This window comes from Streptomyces filipinensis (assembly GCF_014649495.1).
Lineage (GTDB): Bacteria > Actinomycetota > Actinomycetes > Streptomycetales > Streptomycetaceae > Streptomyces > Streptomyces filipinensis.
This window is the reverse complement of the sequence record NZ_BMTD01000005.1, coordinates 178,280-196,098: the sequence shown is the minus strand read 5'-3', so window position 1 is coordinate 196,098 and position 17,819 is coordinate 178,280. Positions and strand designations below refer to the sequence as shown.

At 73.3% G+C, this 17,819-nt stretch carries 17 protein-coding genes; 6 read left to right on the top strand and 11 right to left on the bottom strand.

The window, feature by feature from the left end:
* Window positions 1-77: 77 nt before the first annotated feature.
* From IE244_RS14220 to IE244_RS14205, 4 genes are all read right to left on the bottom strand, one after another.
* Window positions 78-2,387 (bottom strand): FUSC family protein, encoded by a 2,310-nt coding sequence (locus tag IE244_RS14220; RefSeq protein WP_191873878.1) that lies wholly within the window; start codon window positions 2,385-2,387, stop codon window positions 78-80.
* A gap of 84 nt (window positions 2,388-2,471) precedes the next feature.
* On the bottom strand, window positions 2,472-3,329 hold the full coding sequence (locus IE244_RS14215; RefSeq protein ID WP_191873877.1) for a 5-oxoprolinase subunit C family protein: 858 nt from the start codon (window positions 3,327-3,329) through the stop codon (window positions 2,472-2,474).
* Window positions 3,326-3,973: a 5-oxoprolinase subunit B family protein gene (locus tag IE244_RS14210; RefSeq protein ID WP_191873876.1), complete on the bottom strand. Its 648-nt coding sequence runs from the start codon at window positions 3,971-3,973 to the stop codon at window positions 3,326-3,328. Before IE244_RS14210 ends, IE244_RS14215 begins: the two co-directional genes overlap by 4 nt.
* Window positions 3,970-4,722, bottom strand: coding sequence for a LamB/YcsF family protein (locus IE244_RS14205; protein WP_191873875.1), 753 nt, complete (start codon window positions 4,720-4,722; stop codon window positions 3,970-3,972). The genes IE244_RS14210 and IE244_RS14205 overlap by 4 nt, the downstream gene beginning before the upstream one ends.
* Before the next feature lie 168 nt (window positions 4,723-4,890).
* Between IE244_RS14205 and IE244_RS14200 the strand changes: the two genes are divergently transcribed.
* The 3 genes from IE244_RS14200 to pcp are packed head-to-tail and all read left to right on the top strand — an operon-like array spanning window position 4,891 to window position 7,263.
* Window positions 4,891-5,610, top strand: coding sequence for a DUF969 domain-containing protein (locus IE244_RS14200; RefSeq protein WP_191873874.1), 720 nt, complete (start codon window positions 4,891-4,893; stop codon window positions 5,608-5,610).
* Window positions 5,607-6,581: a DUF979 domain-containing protein gene (locus IE244_RS14195; RefSeq protein WP_191873873.1), complete on the top strand. Its 975-nt coding sequence runs from the start codon at window positions 5,607-5,609 to the stop codon at window positions 6,579-6,581. The genes IE244_RS14200 and IE244_RS14195 overlap by 4 nt, the downstream gene beginning before the upstream one ends.
* A gap of 31 nt (window positions 6,582-6,612) precedes the next feature.
* Window positions 6,613-7,263, top strand: coding sequence for a pyroglutamyl-peptidase I (gene pcp, locus IE244_RS14190; RefSeq protein ID WP_191873872.1), 651 nt, complete (start codon window positions 6,613-6,615; stop codon window positions 7,261-7,263).
* Window positions 7,264-7,332: 69 nt separating this feature from the next.
* Here pcp and IE244_RS41905 read toward each other — a convergent pair whose 3' ends face one another.
* The 4 genes from IE244_RS41905 to IE244_RS14175 all read right to left on the bottom strand — a co-directional run bounded on the left by IE244_RS41905 (window position 7,333) and on the right by IE244_RS14175 (window position 10,342).
* Window positions 7,333-7,566, bottom strand: a complete 234-nt coding sequence (locus IE244_RS41905; RefSeq protein WP_229854096.1) for a hypothetical protein — start codon at window positions 7,564-7,566, stop codon at window positions 7,333-7,335.
* A complete protein-coding gene (locus IE244_RS41900) occupies window positions 7,563-7,763 on the bottom strand; it encodes a hypothetical protein (RefSeq protein WP_229854095.1) in 201 nt (66 codons plus the stop codon). The genes IE244_RS41905 and IE244_RS41900 overlap by 4 nt, the downstream gene beginning before the upstream one ends.
* 180 nt (window positions 7,764-7,943) lie before the next feature.
* Entirely contained in the window at window positions 7,944-8,738 is a 795-nt protein-coding gene (locus IE244_RS14180) for an SCO4651 family lipoprotein (protein WP_506005167.1), read from the bottom strand.
* 185 nt (window positions 8,739-8,923) lie between these two features.
* Window positions 8,924-10,342 carry an MFS transporter gene (locus IE244_RS14175; RefSeq protein WP_191873870.1) on the bottom strand — a complete coding sequence of 473 codons (1,419 nt, stop codon included), beginning with the start codon at window positions 10,340-10,342 and terminating at the stop codon, window positions 8,924-8,926.
* Between the two features lie 388 nt (window positions 10,343-10,730).
* Between IE244_RS14175 and IE244_RS14170 the strand changes: the two genes are divergently transcribed.
* Together IE244_RS14170 and IE244_RS14165 are read left to right on the top strand one after the other, a co-directional pair.
* Window positions 10,731-11,732 (top strand): esterase/lipase family protein, encoded by a 1,002-nt coding sequence (locus IE244_RS14170; RefSeq protein ID WP_229854094.1) that lies wholly within the window; start codon window positions 10,731-10,733, stop codon window positions 11,730-11,732.
* A 143-nt stretch (window positions 11,733-11,875) separates the two neighbouring features.
* Entirely contained in the window at window positions 11,876-13,060 is a 1,185-nt protein-coding gene (locus tag IE244_RS14165; RefSeq protein ID WP_229854093.1) for a macrolide family glycosyltransferase, read from the top strand.
* Window positions 13,061-13,081: 21 nt separating this feature from the next.
* Here IE244_RS14165 and IE244_RS14160 read toward each other — a convergent pair whose 3' ends face one another.
* Entirely contained in the window at window positions 13,082-14,062 is a 981-nt protein-coding gene (locus tag IE244_RS14160) for a pirin family protein (protein WP_191873869.1), read from the bottom strand.
* A gap of 185 nt (window positions 14,063-14,247) precedes the next feature.
* Between IE244_RS14160 and IE244_RS14155 the strand changes: the two genes are divergently transcribed.
* On the top strand, window positions 14,248-15,090 hold the full coding sequence (locus IE244_RS14155) for an NmrA/HSCARG family protein (RefSeq protein WP_191873868.1): 843 nt from the start codon (window positions 14,248-14,250) through the stop codon (window positions 15,088-15,090).
* Between the two features lie 108 nt (window positions 15,091-15,198).
* On the opposite strand, the gene IE244_RS14150 is transcribed toward IE244_RS14155, so the two are convergent.
* Window positions 15,199-16,191 (bottom strand): NADPH:quinone reductase, encoded by a 993-nt coding sequence (locus IE244_RS14150; protein ID WP_191873867.1) that lies wholly within the window; start codon window positions 16,189-16,191, stop codon window positions 15,199-15,201.
* A gap of 254 nt (window positions 16,192-16,445) precedes the next feature.
* The gene (locus IE244_RS14145; RefSeq protein WP_229854092.1) at window positions 16,446-17,333 is read right to left on the bottom strand and encodes an MBL fold metallo-hydrolase; all 888 of its coding nucleotides are present in this window, start codon (window positions 17,331-17,333) and stop codon (window positions 16,446-16,448) included.
* Window positions 17,334-17,819: the final 486 nt, after the last annotated feature.

The window sequence follows — 17,819 nt, the reverse complement described above, 5'->3', positions numbered from 1 at the left end:
CATCGGCTGTCGGTGAGACGGTGCCGGCTGCGGGCACGACCCGGCGCCGTCCCGCCTCACCTGCGGCATGGTGCGGTTCACGGTGCCCGGGGGTCCGGCCCGGCCTCGGGACTGCCCCGGGGGATCCGGCGCAGGTCGGTCATCAGCGAGTCCAGCCACGACACGGTCGCGTAGTACAGGCGCGGCGCGCCCGGCGGCTCGGGGAGGGTCCCCTGGATGGCCGGATCGACCAGCGGGATCTGCCCGGTCGGGGTGTCCGCTCCGGGGTCCAGTGCCGCCGAGACCAGCAGCATCCGCCCGGCCACCCGCTCTCCCAGGCCGTTGACGGACTCGGCCGCAGCGGTACCCAGCCCCGTGAGCGGCGGCGTCAGCAGCCGGTCGGAGCCCCACAGGGTGTGGTGACCGGCCATCAGTGTGGCCTGCCAGTCCACGGAGCGCGGCCCGGCCCGGCGCGCCGGGCCGCCGAAGGGCGTCGGCTCGCTCTGGAACTGCGCGTACGCGGACTCGGCGAGGATGACCGCGCGCTGCAGCGACCGGTGACCGGGCCCTCCCGAGGAGACGACCACCACGCCGCCGCCCGCCACGCAGGCTCCGGTCGCCACCACGATCTCGGCCGCCCGGCGCAGTAGTTCCGCCGCCGCGTGGCGCAGCTCGTCGTGGGCGCCGCGCGGCCAGGCCAGCAGCCCGAAGACGGCGCCGATCGCGCTGCCGACCAGGACGTCCAGCATCCGCACCTCCGCCAGTCGCCACGTCGGCGGGGCCAGCTGGGCGAAGACCAGGGCCACGAGCACGGTGAACAGGCCCTGCGCCCAGCCGACGCCCTTGACCGGCCCCACCGTGAAGGCGAACAGCATCCACAGGGGCAGTACGACGGCGTAGACGGAGGTGTGGGGTCCGGCCAGGCTCAGCAGCCCGGCGGTGACGAGGGCTCCCGCCAGGGTGCCGGTGAGTGCCCGACGGATGGTGTGCCAGGTCTCGTCCATGGTGGTACGGGTGAGGGTGAGGGTGGCGAGCGTGGCCCAGAATCCGTGGGGCAGCGTGTCCACCCCCGCCACGAGCCGGGCGGCGGTCAGGGCGAGGGCGATGCGGACCGCGTTCTGGAAGAACACCGACCGGCGTCCCGCGTGGCCGCGCACCCGGTGCCACCACAGCATCGGCGCCCGGGCCCTGGCGTACCAGAAGCGTCCTGGCGTGATCCGCACCGCGGCGTGTCTGCCGTGCACCGCCAGGTCGGCCGCCGTGGCCATGGCGAGCGCGGCGTCGGCGATCTCCAGAGCGGCGGCGTGCCGGCGCAGCACGGCGGGCGGGAAGTCCGGCGTGCGAGCGGCCGCGGCCGCGGAACGACCAGGGGGATCCGGGGCCGCGGGCACGTCGGTCCCGGTGGGGTCCGGGGCCGCGGGCACGATGCTCCCGGTGGCGGCCGAGCCGCCCGGTGCGCAATCTCCGGTGGCGGCCGGGTCCCCGGCCGCGACCGGGCCCGCGGACACCGCGGACAGGCGTGCGCGTGCCTTGCGCAGGTCCTCGTACGCTGCCTCCGGCGACCGCCCGGTGGCCAGGCAGGACGCGGTCGCCGTGGCCAGCCGTGCCACGGCCCGCAGTACGGCGGTGACCTCGGGACCCGGATGCCCGTCCGGTGCGGCGGGCAGTTGCGCCAGGCGGCTGAGCAGGGTGCGCGTGGCCAGGCCGGTGTGGGCGAGGGCGCGGTCGCGCACCCCTGGTCCAGTCGGGCGTTCCGCCTCCGGCACGGTCAGGGACCGCAGCGACCGGCCGGTGTCCCAGGCTGTCCGGATGTCCGGGTCGGTCAGGGCGTACGGGGGTGCGGCGAGGAGGGTCGCGCAGTGCGCGGCCGTGTGCGCGGCGTGGGTGGCCCGCTCCCGGTAGGACGGCGGGCTGGGTTCGGGGAAGACGAGTGCCTCGGCGGCGATGAGGAGGGCCAGTCCGGTGGTGGTGCCGATGAGGCGCTCGCCGAGGGTGTCGGGGGCGTACGGCGGGAACGACGGGAGGATGTAGAGGAGTTGCAGGCCCGGCGCCGCCCCTGCCGGGCGCGGGCCGCCCACGGCGGCGAAGGCCAGCGCGAAGCCGACCGCCAGCATGCCCGCGACGGCGCTCCAGGTCCGCACCGAGAGGAAGGTGCCGACGACGACCAGCAGCCAGCACACCGGAAGCAGCCGCAGCATGGTCGCCGCTCGCTGCCGGCCGGTGCCCGGGATCTTGGCGAGTCCGCCCAGGGCCACGGTGGCGAACAGGGCGTACGTGGCCGCCACGGGACGATCGAAGCCGTAGCGGAAAAGGTAGAAGCCGGCCGCGGCGACCAGCGTCACGCGTACCGCCCGGCGGCCCGAAGCGGCGTAGTCCGGCGGAATCCGGCGGACCGGGACTCGACCCACTCCTCCAGAATCGCCCACCGTCGACAGCCCGGCACGCCGCGACCGGGTTCACCGGCGGGACGCGATCCCGGCCGTGCCGGCGCGTCAGCCCAGGGTGAAGCGGACCGGTGTGCCCGCCGCGGCCTGGGCGGCGACCGCCAGGGCCGCCTCGGCGACGACGCCGATCACCGGGTAGCCGCCGGTGGTCGGGTGGTCGTGCAGGAACACCACCGGCCGCCCGTCCGGGGGCACCTGTACGGCGCCGAGCACCATGCCCTCGCTCGGCAGCTCACCGGCCGACACCCGCGCCAGCGACGGTCCTTCGGTGCGCAGGCCGATGCGGTTGCTGTGCTGCGACACGCGGTACGTCGCCGAGGTCAGGGTGTGCAGCGCGGCGGAGGCGAACCAGTCGGCGCGGGGGCCGAGGCGCAGGGGCAGGGTCAGTTCGGTGGGCGGCGCCGGCCAGGGGGCGCCGGCGGGAAGCGCCGGCTGCCGGGCGGGAGTGCCCAGCGGGAGGACGTCCCCGTCGCGCAGGGGTGCCGGGCCGAGCCCGGAGAGCAGGTCCGCGGAACGGCTGCCGAGGACCGGCTCGACGGCGATGCCGCCGGCGACGGCCACGTAGGAGCGCACGCCCGACGTCACGGCGCCCACGTTCAGGACGGCGCCCGCGGGCACCCGTACGGGCACCCCCCAGGCCGCCGGCCGGCCGTCGACCGTCACCGGGCAGGGCGCGCCGCCGACCACGACGGTCACCCCGTGGTCGGGGCGCAGGGCGCAGCCGGTCAGGGTGGTCTCCAGGACGGCGGCGTCGGGGGCGTTGCCGAGGAGCCGGTTGGCCAGGTTCATGGCGGGGGCGTCCAGGGCGCCGGAACGGGGGACTCCCAGGTGGGCATGGCCGCGCCGGCCGCGGTCCTGGACGGTGGTGAGGGCGCCGGAGCGTACGACGGCGAGCTCGGCCTTCATGGCGTGCGGTCCTGGGGGACGAACCGCACCCGCGTTCCGGGGGTGAGCAGCGCCGGTTCCTCCCGGGTGAGGTCCCACAGGGGTGCCGGGTCCGGCATGGTGCCGATCAGCTGCCAGCCGCCGGGGGTGGAGCGCGGGTACACGGCGCTGTAGGGGCCGGCGAGCGCGACGGCGCCGGCCGGAACCCGGGTGCGGGGCGTGTCGCGGCGTGGCACGTGCAGTTCGGCGGGCAGGCCGGTGAGGTAGCCGAAGCCGGGGGCGAATCCGCAGAAGGCGACGCGGTAGGTGTACGAGGAGTGCCGGGTGGCGACCTCGTCGGCGCCGATGCCCCACAGGGCCGCCACGTGGGCCAGGTCCGGGCCGTCGTAGCGCACGGGGATGTCCACCATCGCCCCGTCGTCGGCCGCGTGCGAGGGCAGGTCCCAGCCGGCGATCCGGCGGGCCAGTTCCTCCGGGTCGGTGACACCGTCCAGGAGTACCGTCCGCGCACCCGGCACGATCTCCTCGACCGGTGGCAGGGTTCCCGCGGCGCGCCGTCGCAGGAGTTCGGCGTGGAAGGCTCCGGTGCGCTCGTCGTCCGGCAGTTCGACGAGCAGGGCGCGCCGCCCGGCGGGGCGCACCTCGGCGGAAGGGCTCTCGGTCATGCGAATGCCCTCACCTCGACTCCGGCCGCGTCGAGTGCCTCACGGACCCGCGCGGCGATCCGGGCGGCGCCCGGGGTGTCGCCGTGGACGCACAGGGAGCGGGCGGCCACGGCGGCGGTCGTACCGTCCACGGCTTCCACGGCCCGGTCCACCGCGAACGCCAGCGCGCGCCTCACCACCGCGTGCTCGTCGGTCACCACGGCGCCGGGCTCGCGGCGCGGCACGAGCGTGCCCGCAGGGGTGTAGGCGCGGTCGGCGAAGGCCTCGGGTACGGCGGTGAGGCCCGCCTCCTCGGCGGCGGCGAGCAGCCGTGACCCGGGCAGGCCGAGCACCGGCGGCGCCCCGCCCGCCAGGCGCACACCGGCCACCACGGCCGCGGCCTGTTCGGCGTCGTGCACGGTGCGGTTGTAGAGGGCGCCGTGCGGCTTGACGTAGGCCACCTCGGCGCCGGCGGCCTCGGCGAAGACCCGCAGCGCCCCGATCTGGTAGGCGATCTCGGCCGCCAGCTCGTCGCCGGGCACGTCCATGGCGCGGCGGCCGAAACCGGCCAGGTCGCGGTAGGAGACCTGAGCCCCGATCCGGACGCCGCGTTCGGCGGCGAGGTCGCAGACGCGGCGCATCACCGAGGGGTCGCCCGCGTGGAAGCCGCAGGCGACGTTGGCGCTGGTCACGACGGAGAGCAGGGCGTCGTCGTCGGTGAGGGTCCAGCGGCCGAAGCCTTCACCGAGGTCTGCGTTGAGGTCGATCACCTCTACAACGTAGGCGATTGTTGAACGATCCGACAAGGGATTGATTTTCCTGCCCACCCCTTGTTCGATCGTTGAACGATCCCCTAGGGTCCGGGCATCCCTCACGGATCCGGGGCCCCGGATCCGCGCCGCTCGGGCGTCCCGCCCGCTCACGCCTAAGGCAACCGTATGATCGTTCTCCTCGGCGTGGTCGTGGTGATCCTCGGATTCGTCACGCGCCGCAATCCCGTCCTCGTGGTCGGTGTCGCCGGTGTCTTCACCGGACTGATCGGCGGGATGAACCCGCTGGAGGTCCTCGCGGCCTTCGGCCGGTCCTTCGCCGACAGCCGCTCGGTCACCGTCTTCGCCGTCGTCCTGCCCGTGATCGGCCTCCTGGAGCGCTACGGCCTGCGCGAACAGGCCCGCAGACTCATCGGCCGGCTCGGCAGCCTCAGCGCCGGCCGGTTCCTCACCGTCTACCTGCTGATCCGTCAGATCACCGCCGCGTTCGGCCTCAACAGCATCGGCGGTCCCGCGCAGACGGTACGCCCGCTGGTCGCGCCCATGGCCGAGGCCGCCGCCGAGCGCACCGCGGGCGCCGCGCTGCCCGAGCGCCTGCGGGAGAAGGTACGTTCCTACGCCGCGTCGTCCGACACCGTGGGCCTCTTCTTCGGCGAGGACTGTTTCATCGCGATCGGCTCGATCCTCCTGATCACGGGCTTCGTCAACTCGACGTACCACCAGAACCTCGAACCCACCCAGCTGGCCCTGTGGGCGATACCGCTCGCCGTCTGCGCCTTCCTCGTCCACGGCGCCCGCCTGCTGCTCCTGGACCGGCAGTTGCAGCGGGAGATGGCGCTCGCCGCCGCCGAACACGACCTGCCGCTTCCGAAGGAGAACAGCAAGTGATCAAGGTCGAGTGGCTCTACTGGCTGGTGGGACTCGTCTTCGTCGTCATGGCCGCGCAGATGGCCGGCGACCGCAGCAACCCCAAGCGGTGGACGTCCGCCGCGTTCTGGGGCCTGCTCGGACTCACCTTCCCCTACGGCACCGGCGTCGCCAACGCCACCGCGAAGAACGGCGGCTGGACCCTGCCCGCCGAACCGCTCGGCGTCGCGGTCCTCGTCCTCATCGTGCTCGCCGGATTCAACTTCCTGGGCAGGGGCACGCCCGTCACCAGCGGCACCGAGGAACGCGAGGCCTCCGCGGCCCGGCTCGGCAGCAGGATATTCGTCCCTGCCCTGACCATCCCGCTCGTCGCCATCGTCTGTGCCTCGTTCCTCGACACCTCGGGCCTGTTCGAGACCGGCAAGGCCACCCTCCTCGGGCTCGGCGTCGGCTGTCTCGTCGCCCTTGTCGTCGGCATGCTGGTCACCGGCGAGCGCAGGCTGTCCGTACCGCTCCACTCCGGCCGTTCCATGCTGGAGGCGATGGGAGCCGCCCTGCTGCTCCCCCAGCTCCTCGCCGTGCTCGGCTCGATCTTCGCGCTGGCCGGCGTCGGCACCCAGGTCGGCAGGATCGTGCACGACGTCCTGCCGGACAACTCGAAGTACCTCGCCGTCCTCGCGTACTGCGTCGGCATGTTCCTGTTCACCCTGATCATGGGCAACGCGTTCGCCGCGTTCCCCGTGATGACCGCGGCGATCGGCTGGCCGGTCCTCATCGAGCAGCTGCACGGCAACCCGCCGGCCGTCCTCGCGATCGGCATGCTGGCCGGGTTCTCCGGAACGCTGTGTACGCCGATGGCCGCCAACTTCAACATCGTCCCGGCCACCCTGCTCGAACTGAAGGACCAGTACGGCCCCATCAAGGCCCAGATCCCGACGGCTCTTCCGCTGCTGGCCTGCTCGACCGTGATCATGGCGCTGTTCGCGTTCTGAGCCGACCGATGCCCCTCGTGGAGGAAGTCCCATGACCCGCGTGCTCATCACCGGTTTCGCCCCCTTCGACGGCCAGCGGGTCAACCCGTCCTGGCAGGCCGCCCTGCTGGTGGCCGCCGAGCCACCGGCCGGGCTGACGGTCAGCGCCACCGAACTGCCCTGTGTCTTCGGCACGTCCGTCGACACACTCCGCGACGCCATCCGCGATTCCTGCCCCGACCTGATCGTGTGCCTGGGCCAGGCGGGCGGCCGCCCCGGCGTCACCGTCGAACGCGTCGCCGTCAACGTCGACGACGCACGCATCCCCGACAACGCCGGCAACCAGCCCGTCGACGAGCCCGTGGTCCCGGGCGGTCCGGCCGCCTACTTCTCCAGTCTCCCCGTGAAGGCCTGCGTCGCCGCCCTGCGCGCGGCCGGCGTCCCGGCCGGCGTCTCCAACACGGCGGGTACGTTCGTCTGCAACCACGTCGCCTACGGCCTCGGCCACCTCCTGGCCACCGAATTCCCCTACGCCCGGGGCGGCTTCGTGCACGTACCCTGGGCGCCGGAACAGGTCACCGACGGCAGCGCCCCGGCTCTTGAGCCCACCACGGTCGCGCACGGACTGCGTGCCCTGCTGCTCGCTGCCGCCGACACCCCAGCGGGCCAGGACCTGAAGGTCACCGAGGGAGCCACACACTGACGCCGCTCACCGCGCACGCGGCCGGCTCCGCCGACCACACACGGGAGGAACCCCACTCGCCCGCACACCTCATGACGCCGCCGGACGAGGACGTACGGCTGAGCGCCGGTCACCGAGGGACTCCACGGCCACCTCACGCCCGCGGGCATCGGCCGGCGGCCACTCGCTCCGCGACCGGTCGCCAGGAGTGGAGCGGAGCGACGGCAGGCCCCTCACCTTCCTCGCGTCGTCCGCGCGGCGCAGCGCGATCGCCGCCGGGAAGTCCGACTCGGCCTCGAAGGCCGCGGCCTCGTCCGGAGTCATGCGACCAGGCGGGCGACCCGCGGACCGAGCAGCCCCTCGACCGCCGCCGCGGCGTGCCTGCCGTGCCCCGACTCGTCGGCCGGCACCAGACAGTGGCCGATGCCGTGGACCAGCCCGGCCGGCTGAAGCTCCTCGTCCCGCGGGTGGCTCACGGCGAGCAGGGCGGCGGCCTGGAGGCCGTGGTCCAGGATGTCCACCGGGTCGCCGGACCGGTCCGGGGTGTCCCAGACGTCCTCGCAGTCGGCCGGCAGGCCATGAGCGCGTCCACGGACGGGACGGGGTCGTACGTCATACGGCCACGCTGCCGCACCCAGGCGTACGGCAGGTGACGGCGGCTTGTACGGAGTGGTCCAGGGGGCCGAGCGGAGGTAGGCCGATCAGCCGCTCAGCACTCCGCTCATGCTGCCGGCCGGGACCGTGTCGCCGGGCCGAGGCGTCTTCACCGACACCGGTGTGCCGAGCCCGGACAGTCCCATCGTCACCTTCACCTGGGTGCCGGCCAGGTTCAGTGTCATGCGGGTCTGCACCAGTCGCCCACGGCCGTCGACCCACGCGTCGGCGAAGACCGGGAAGTCGTCCCCCAGGAGGTCACGGCCCTGGTCGAGCTTCGAGCGCACGTCCGGGGCCATCCTCAGCGTGAGGGTCTTGTGGTCGAGCGTCCCTCGGTAGTGCGCGGCCCGCACACCGTGGACGGTCTCCTCACCCTCACGGGAGACGCGTCGCATCGCGGATATCTGCCGCAGGACATGCTCCGGGTCGTTGACCGGGGCCCGGAGCGCGTAGTGCGCCACGGCCTTGTCACGGGGCATCACGCCCCACGTGCCGGCGTCGGGACCGGAGGCACCCCGGACGTACACCTTGCCGTCCGCGAAGACCTCGTCGAGGTGCGAGATGCCGCCCCCGGGAAAGTCGACGGCGAGGGAACCCCGGTCGCGACCGAAGTCGAACCCACCGGTGACGGTGAGCGCGTACTCCCGTCCCCCGCCGCCGATCTCGATGCGCTCGTGCAGACGGGCCGATGTCGTACCGGTCCGGGCGACGGCCGCGCGCACGGCGGCATCCGGAGCCGGGGAGGACGAGCCGGCCTTCGGCTTCGCGTCATCGGCACCGCTCGCGGAACAGCCTGCGCACAGCAAAGCGGCGACAGCGGCCAAGGGCAGGGCACAACGCATCGGCTCTCCGGAGGAAGTCGTGAACGAGCACGGCGTCAGATGCGTCGTTCGGCGCGTCCTGCGTGGCTCGGCATGGGGGCGCTGCCGGTGTTCCGGCCGACGCGCCTCACAGGGGACATTACAACGATCTTACTGTGGGACCGCAGGCAATCCGGGTGACCGGGCTCCGGGCATCCACGGGCGTCCTAGGTCGCCTGCGCCCTCGCCGGGACGCACAGGAAGGCGAGGACGGCGGCCGTGAGGTAGGCGAGGGCGCCGGCGGCCATGCTGACCCGCAGCCCGGTGCCGTAGCTGTGCGCCGTGGCCAGCAGGCTGCCGCCGAGTGCCACGCCGGTGGCGCTGCCGACCTGGCGGGTGGTGTTGAACAGCGCGGAGGCGGTTCCCGAGTAGGCCGGGGGTGCGGCACCCATCATGGTGGAGGTCGAGCCGGTGAGGGCGAAGGACGTACCGAACCCCGCGGCCATCATCGGCGCCACCAGCAGCGGGTAGGCCGGATCGGACCCGGCCGCGGCCCAGCCGGCCAGCCCGAGGGCGGCGAGCAGCATGCCGGCGACCACCAGCGGACGGTCACCCGTACGGCGGGCCAGCCGGCCCGACAGGACGGAGGCGAACATGGTCATCGCCACCGCCGGGAACAGGGCGACGCCGGTGCCCAGGGCGCTGTAGCCACGCTGGTGCTGGAACTCCAGGCTGGCGGTGAACACCATGCCGTAGAAGGCGAAGTTGAACAGCATGCCGATGACGGCTCCGCCGCTCATCGCACGCGAGCGCAGCAGCCGCAACGGGAGCGCGGGCGTCGCGGCCAGGCGCTCGCGGAGCACGAACGCGGCGGCGGCGAGCACGACCAGACCCAGCCCGGCGAGCACGGCGGGATCGGACCAGCCGCGCCGTCCGGCCTCGTTGAGCGCGGCCGTCAGGAGCGCCACCGCCGCCACCACCGCGCACTGTGCCGGCCAGTCCAGAGCCCGGTCGGTGCGCCTGGGTGAGCGCGCCACGTACCGGCGCGTCAGCACCAGGCAGGCGACGCCGACAGGCAGGTTGATGAGGAACACCCACCGCCAGCCCACCGTGGAGACGAGCAGCCCGCCGAGCAGTGGTCCGGCGGAGGCCGCGACGCCCGCCATCGAACCCCACAGCCCGAAGGCCCGCGACCGTGCGGACGGCTCCGGGTAGGACTGCTGGAGCAGGGCCAGGGAACCGGGCACGATCAGTGCCGCGCCGAGTCCCTCCACCAGCCGCGCCGTCACCAGGAAGGGGGCGCTCGGCGCGAGCGCGCACGCGGCGGAGGCGAGCGTGAACAGCCCCGCTCCCGAGCAGAAGACGCGACGGTTTCCCAGCCGGTCGCCCAGCGCCCCGGCACTGAGCAGGAAGCCGGCGAAGACGAGGGTGTACCCGTCGGTGATCCACTGGATGCCGGTGAGCGAGGCGGACATGTCGCGGCCGATCACCGGCACGGCGACGTTGATGATCGTCACATCGAGAATCACCATGAAGTACCCGGCGCAGACGGCCAGGAGCGGCGCGTAGGAGTTCCGCCCGGACAGCGGGGGCGACGCGCCCGAGGCTGCGGCCTCACCGTCCCTGCCCGACCCTGCGAACGGCACGTCCCGTACTCCATCCCGTCGCGCGGCCCTTGCACCGGACGTCACCGTAAGGGACGGACGGACGGCACCTGGGGAACCGGGCTGGTGTGCTGCGCCGACGGGGGCACGTCCGGCTACGGGAGAGCGGTCGGCGGCAGTTGGGCCGGGCTGACCCGTTCGCCCGGTAGGTCCGACGCGAACGGGCGAGCCGGCGCCGGGCCGGGCCGCGCGATGCCTCGTCCACCGCCGGTGCCGTCCCGTACCGACCCGGTCCGGACCGGCTGGACTGATGAAACGGGTTGCTCCATAAGGGGTGTTGCACGCGGTTGTGGCCCCCTGTGAGCGGCTGCTTCCTCGATGATCTCCGCGTCGGCGCTCGGCCGGCCTTGCGACGACGAGGAGTGGCCAGGTGTCGGACCGGAGTGTGGGCCGGAGGCGGCCGGTGGGGCGGCACGGTTGGTGGGCCGCGGTCTGTGCGGGGCTCACCCTGGCGCTGGGCGTGGGGCAGGGCACGGCAGCCGCAGCGGGCGCCCCCGCGCCACCGGTGCCGCACGGGAAGATCCTCACCGCCCCGTTGGGCGCCGTCGGCTCGCTCCTCCACCCGGACGCACCGCCGCCCGGGGCCGACGACTGGAGCTGCAAGCCCACGCCCGAGCATCCGCGCCCGGTCGTCCTGCTGCACGGGACCTTTGTGAACGCCTACGCCGACTGGGCCCTGACGGCCCCGTATCTGAAGCAGGCGGGCTACTGCGTCTTCGCTCCCAACTACGGGGGGCCGCCCGGTTCTCCGGTCAAGGCCACCGCGCACATCCCGGACTCCGCCCGGCAGGTCGCCGACTACGTCGACCGTGTGCTGAAGGCCACGGGGGCCCACCAGGTCGACCTCGTCGGGCACTCCCAGGGCGGGGGCGTGCTGCCCCGCTGGTACCTGCGGTTCGACGGCGGCACCGATCCCGCGCACCCGGACCGGAACAAGGTGCACAGCCTCATCGGCCTGGCGCCGTCCAACCACGGCACGACCGCCTCCGGCCTCGGCACCCTGACCACCGAGCTGGGGCTCAACCCGACCGTGTCCGCTGTCGCCGGGCAGGCCTACTCGGATCAGATGGCCGGATCCGAGGTGAACACCACGCTGGACCGGGACGGGGACACACAGCCAGGGGTCGCCTACACCGTCATCGCCACCCGGTACGACGAGGTCGTCACCCCCTACCCGCACCAGTACCTGACCGCGGGACCGGACGCGAGCGTGCGGAACATCCTGATCCAGGAGGTCTGCCCCAGGGACACCTCCGAGCACCTGTCGATGGCCTTCGACTCCAACGCCCTCCAGCTGGTGACCAACGCCCTCGACCCCGCCCACGCCCGTCCCGTCCAGTGCGGCCTCTCCCTGCCCGTACTCGGCGGCTGACACGAGGCGGACGCCGCCACGGACGGTCCGGGGTCGCGGCGCTCACCGACGGGCGTCCGGGCGGTTCCTTCCGAGGACCGCGTTGCTCGGTCGGGGTCCTGAGCGTTTCCCTGCCGTAGACCCCTATCCAAGGAAGTCCGGACATGCCCCGTCTTGCTCATATCGCCATGGTCGGCACGCCGCTGGTCGGCCATGCGCTGCCCAGCCTGGCGATCATCCGTGAGCTGGTGGCCCGCGGTCATCGCGTGACGTACGCCACCGCCGCCCCCGTCGCCGAGCTGATCGCACCCACCGGCGCCGAGCTGGTCGGCGTCACATCCACTCTGCCGGTCGCCGCCCGCGACTGGCCGCAGGACCCCATCGCCTCCGCCTCCCTCTTCCTCGGCGAGGCGATGGCCGTACTGCCACAGCTGCACGCCGCGTACGACGACGATCCCGCCGACGTCTATCTCTACGACGCCGGCGCGTACGCGGGCCGCGCGCTGGCCGAGGCGCAGGGCCGCCGCTTCGTCCAGCTGTCCGCGGCGCATGTGGCCTGGGAGGGTGCCCACGAGGAGATCGGCGCGGCACTGGCCCGGCTGCCGGGGGGACTCGCCCACCGGGCGCGGTTCGCTGCCTGGCTGGACCGGTGCGGTGCGGTGACCACGGACGTGGTGGAGTTCACCGGCCACCCGCGGCGCGTGCTGGCCATGGTCCCGCGCGCCATGCAGCCGCATGCGGAACGTGTCGACACCGAGGCGGTGACGTTCGTCGGCCCGTGTCACGGCGTGGGCCAGGAGCAGGACGGCTGGATGCGGCCGGCCGGTGCGAAGAAGGTACTGCTGGTGTCGCTGACGGGCTCGGCGTACCAGGGGGCGCAGGAGATCTACCACCAGTGTGTGGCGGCGTTCGCGGATCTCCCGGGATGGCATGTGGTGCTGCAGACGAGCAGTGGCGGCGCTCCGGGCGAGCGTGTTCCCCGCAACTTCGAAGTACGGCCGTGGGGGGCACCGCTGCCGATCCTTGAGCACGCGGACGTATGGGTGACGCACACCGGTGTGGGCAGCAGCGGTGAGGGCCTGTATGCCGGCGTGCCGATGATCGCGGTACCGAACGGGCCCGACCAGTCGCTCCACGCCGACCGGCTGGTCGAACTGGGCGTCGCCCGCCGGATCGACGGCGCTCACGTCACGGCGGCGACGCTGCGTTGCGCCCTGATGGAACTCATCGGCGATCCGCGGGTCGCGGCGCGCTCGGCATGGCTGTGGTCCGAGGTGCGCGCCGAGGGCGGCACGCGCCGGGCCGCGGATCTGATCGAGGACCAGCTGGTGGGGGACAGAGTCGGCTGACAGGGCACGACGGTCGTCGCGTCAGAGGGCGCGCCCTCGCGGTTTCAACGCGACCGTCGGCAACTCGGGCGCGGGCAGCGGGTCACCGTCGTAGCCCTGTACCGAACCGAACCGGTCCCCCGACATCCACGCGTCACGAGCCTGTACGACCTCCTCATGTGACCGGCAGACGAAGTTCCACCAGATGATGATCTCCTCCTCGAACGGCGTGCCGCCGAGCAGCACCGTCCGTGCGAGGCCGTCCGACTCGTTCGTCAGCGTCAACGCGCCGGCACCCGGGGGGACATAGCCCAGCTCCGCGGGACCGACCACGGTGCCGGTCAGGCACACCTCGCCCTGGTCGACGAGGAGACCGTGCTCGAAGCGGGGGTCCACGGCGAGGCTGAGGGTCGCACGGGGCTGGAGGGTGATCTCGGCGCCGAGCAGAGGCGTGAACGTCCGCACCGGGGAGACCCGTCCGGCGAGGGAACCGAGGAACACCCTGATCTCGGCCCCGTCGGCCAGGGCCGGCTCGGGCGCGTAGTGCTGGAAGTCCCGTTCGGTGTGACGGTGCTCCTCCGGCAGCGCCACCCACAGCTGCACGCCGTGCAGGATCGTCGTGCGCGGGGTGGACACCTCCGAGTGGGCTATGCCGTGCCCGCCGGTCATGAGGTTCAGCTCGCCGGGCCGCACGAAGGCGTGGCTCCCCATGCTGTCGCGGTGCTCGATCTCCCCGGTGAACAGCCAGCTCACCGTCTGCAGCCCGGTGTGCGGATGCGGGGCGACGTCCATGCCGCCCGTCACCGAGACGTCGTCGGGGCCGTAGTGGTCGGCGAAGCACCAGGCGCCGATCAGGGTCCGGGCGCGCTGCGGCAGCGTCCGCCGCACGGTCATCGCCCGGGGGCCGCCCAGCGGGACGTCGCGCGGGGTCAGCACGTCGACGCGCGCCGCCCCGGCCGGGCGCACCGCGTCGGCCGCTCCACCGCACCGCACCTCGGCCGGTTTCGTTTCGACGTTGCTCACCGTGGACCGCCTCCCGGAAGACTTGTTTGATATTCAACTATCATGCCACGACCGTAGCCGTTCGGCACGGGATCCTCATCCGTCCGGACCATCGCATGCCGGGCCGGCGCGCTGTCGCGGCACATCATGATCAGGTGCCGGAACTCTCCGGACCGTCATCTCTCCGGTGGGAAGGAAACCCTGCGATGGCCGACGAGCCGATCTTGGTACTTGCGGCAACGGGCGGACAGGGCGGGGCGGTGACCGACGCCCTGCTGGATCGCGGGGTCCGGGTCCGTGCCCTGGTGCGCGACCCGCGGCGCGCCGCGGCACGGGCCCTGGCGGACCAGGGCGTCGACGTGGTGGCGGGATCCCTGGGCGATCGCGACTCGCTCGCCGCAGCGATGCGCGGCGTGGCGGGCGTCTTCGCGTTCACCACCCCCTTCGAGGCCGGTCCGGAGGCGGAGGTGGACCAGGGACGGTCGATCCTGGCCGCGGCCGCGACCGCGCGTGTGCTGCATCTCGTGTTCAGCTCGGTCGCCGGGGCCGACCAGCACAGCGGCGTACCGCACTTCGACAGCAAGGCCCGCATCGAGGCCGAGCTGGCCCTGAGCGACGTCCCCCATACGATCCTCGGGCCGACGTATTTCTTCGACAACGCGCTGGGCGGTGCGGAGCGCATCGCCAGCGGGGTCCTCGAACTGCCGCTGCCGCCCGATCGGCCGCTGCAGCAGCTCGCCCGTCCCGACCTCGGCGCCTTCGCGGCGAACGTACTCCTCAACCCTGCCCGGTACGTCGGGCACCGCATCGAGCTCGCCGGCGACGCGCCCACCCCCAGCCGGATGGCGGCGGCGCTGGGTGCCGCGCTGGGACGGGAAGTCCGGCACGAGCAAGTGCCTCTGACAGCGATCACCGACCCGGACATGCACGCGATGTGGACGTTCCTCAACGGCCCCGGCTACCGCGTCGACATCGCCGCCCTGCATGCCGCGCATCCGGAGATCCGCTGGACCGGTTTCGCCGACTGGGCCCACAGCGCCTTCGCGTAGCGGCGTTCTCCCCGGCCTGTTCCGCGCTCTCGTGCCGGTCGGCGGTCCGCAGCAGGGGCGAGCGCTCTTCGAGCGGGCCGGCAGCCCGCGACGGGCCCGCTCCCGATGTCAGCCGGTGGCGGTGAGGTCCGTCCGCAGGACAGCCCGCCGCCCCCGCAGCTCGCCCCTCTCCATCCGGGCGTGGACGTCGGCTGCCGCGCTCAGCGGGAAGGCCTCCGTGCTCCGCGGGCGCAGAGCACCCCGAGCGAACAGGTCGTTGACGTACGCGGCCGCTGCGGCGAGTTCGTCGGGGGTCGCGTGCGAGATCACGAACCCCACGACGGAGCGGTCGTGGGCGTACAGCGCTCCGGCGGGCAGTACGGGGCGGGTCCGGATGCCGGCCAGCAGCACCACGCGGCCCCTCAGCGCGAGCAGTTCGACCGCGGTCTCCAGGTCGTTGACACCTGCCGTGTCCAGGTACAGGTCGAGTCCCGCCGGTGCCGTGGCGCGGATCTTCGCGGTCAGTTCCGGATCCCGGTAGTCGAAGACCTCGGCCGCGCCCAGCTCCGCGCAGTACCGGGCGTCCCGCGCGCCTGCCGTGGCGAGGACACGCGCGCCGGCCCGTACCGCCATGGTCACCAGAGCGCTGCCGACATTGCCCCCGGCGCCGGCGACCAGCACGGTCTCCCCCACGTGGAGCCGTCCGTGGACGAACAGGGCGAGATACGCGGTCGCCGCCGGATGCACCACCGCCACCGCCGCGTACGGGTCGACCCCTTCGGGCAGGTGATAGAGCCGGTCGACCGCCACCACCGCCTGCTCCGCGGCCGCGCCCTGCCGGCCACCGTGCCCGAGGCTGTTGCACCACACCCGGTCCCCGGCACGGAAGCCGGTGACGCCGGTTCCCACCTCGGCGACCGTGCCGACCAGGTCACGGCCCACGACGAAGGGAAGGGGCACCTGTGTGGGGAACAGCCCCGAGCGTACGAAGGTGTCCACCGGGTTGACCGGGGTGGCGAGGACGTCCACCAGGACGTCGGTGGGACCGGGGCGGGGAGCGGCGATCTCGCCGTACCGGATGACGTCGGCGGGCCCCAGCTCCTCGATGTACGCAGCACGCATGGCATCGCATGGTTTCACCGGCACCCCCGGAAACGGCGCAGCAGCCGAGGGACACAGCGCCGGACAACCCACACGGGCTCGCTTCGGCCGACCCGGCGATTCCAGGGCCCGGAGCGGGACGGTGGAAGCGCAGCCCGACCGGCAGCCGGTCAGCACCGCGCCGCGACACCCCCGCCCGCTCCGGAACACCCGCACGGCAGCCACGCCCATGACGTCTCAGCCACCCCACGGGACACCCCGGCCCGGCCAGGTCGTCACCAGCGCACCGCGGTGAAGTCGATGGGCTGTTGCCGCAGTTCCCGGGCACGTGCCGTCAGCCGCTGCAGTCGCCGGGCCATCTCGTCGGCGGGGAGCCGGCGGCGGTCGCCGTGGCCCGGCAACAGCCACTCGAAGCGCAGCCCGCCGACGGTCCGGGCCAAGGAGGCGGCCAGCTCGCTGATGGAGTACCAGGTGACACTCTCGACCACCTCGACGTCCCCCGTGGTGCGCGACCAGTAGAAGCTGTCGCCGCTGAAGCAGTAGCGCTCGTCCGCCACGAAGAGCACGCTGCCTCGTGTGTGGCCGGGCAGGGGGTGGGCGATGACGCCCTCGGCGATCTCGGCGGGGTCGGTGCCCCGCAGCACACGGTCGGCGTCCGGAGCGGCATCGAGGTCTCCCTCGTGGATCCACAGCCTGGCACCGAAGTGGTCGGCGTAGCTGCGTCCGTGCGCGGCGTGGTCGCGGTGGGTGAGCAGGACGTCGGTGACGGGGCCCAGCGACGCGTAGCGTGCGGCCAGCGCGGTGCTCCAGCGCGGGGTGTCCACCATCATCGCGGTGCCGCCGGGGCGACGTAACAGGTAGGAGTTGGCTCCCGCGGTCTCCCTGGAGTTGTGTCCGCACAGGAACACGGTGTCGTCCAGAGCCATCGGGAAAGGATCCAGCGCCGCGTCCAGCCGTCCGCCCGGAGGATGGATCGACCGTGTCTGGCAGGCATGGGCGGCGGCGTGCAGTTGTCGTACCTCGGTCCGGTCACGGGGCTGGCGCAGGACGGCCGCGCGTCCGTCGACCTCACCGATCAGATCGGGGGCGAGCTGTCGTGCGACGTCGCAGTTCGTGCACCGCTCGTCCACGTACCAGCCGTCCTCGAACCGTTCCTCGCTCATGGCGGATTCCTCTCGCATCGTGGCCGTCCGGCCCGGCTTCTCACTCTCCAGGGGTATCCCGGGCCGCGGGCAGAAAGGAAGGGGGTCCGGATCTTGCACTTGCGACATGGCGCTGCTCTGACCGGGCCGTCGACGACCGGTGTCCGTCTGATGCAGAGAGTGGGTCGCCCTGCCGCTGCCGATGGGCCCGCGCAGCCGGGACTTGAGGCGGTGCCGCGACTCCTCGGGCCCCGTGGGGGCGGCGAGGGCCGGAGCGGCCGACGCGGCTCCTCGCCGCGGTCGTCGTGATCCGCCCCACGGCCCGCCACCGCCCCAAGGCCGACGCCGTCCCCACCTGCGCCGCGCGGCCTCACCGGACGGCGCCCGCCCCGGCCTGAAGCATGCCGCGCGAAGTGGCTGCCCACGGTAGTGATCTTCGTGCCCTGGCACCGGCACGGCAGGAGCGGAAGGGGGTTTCAGCGGCAGACTGGAGGGGAGCGGCTCGCC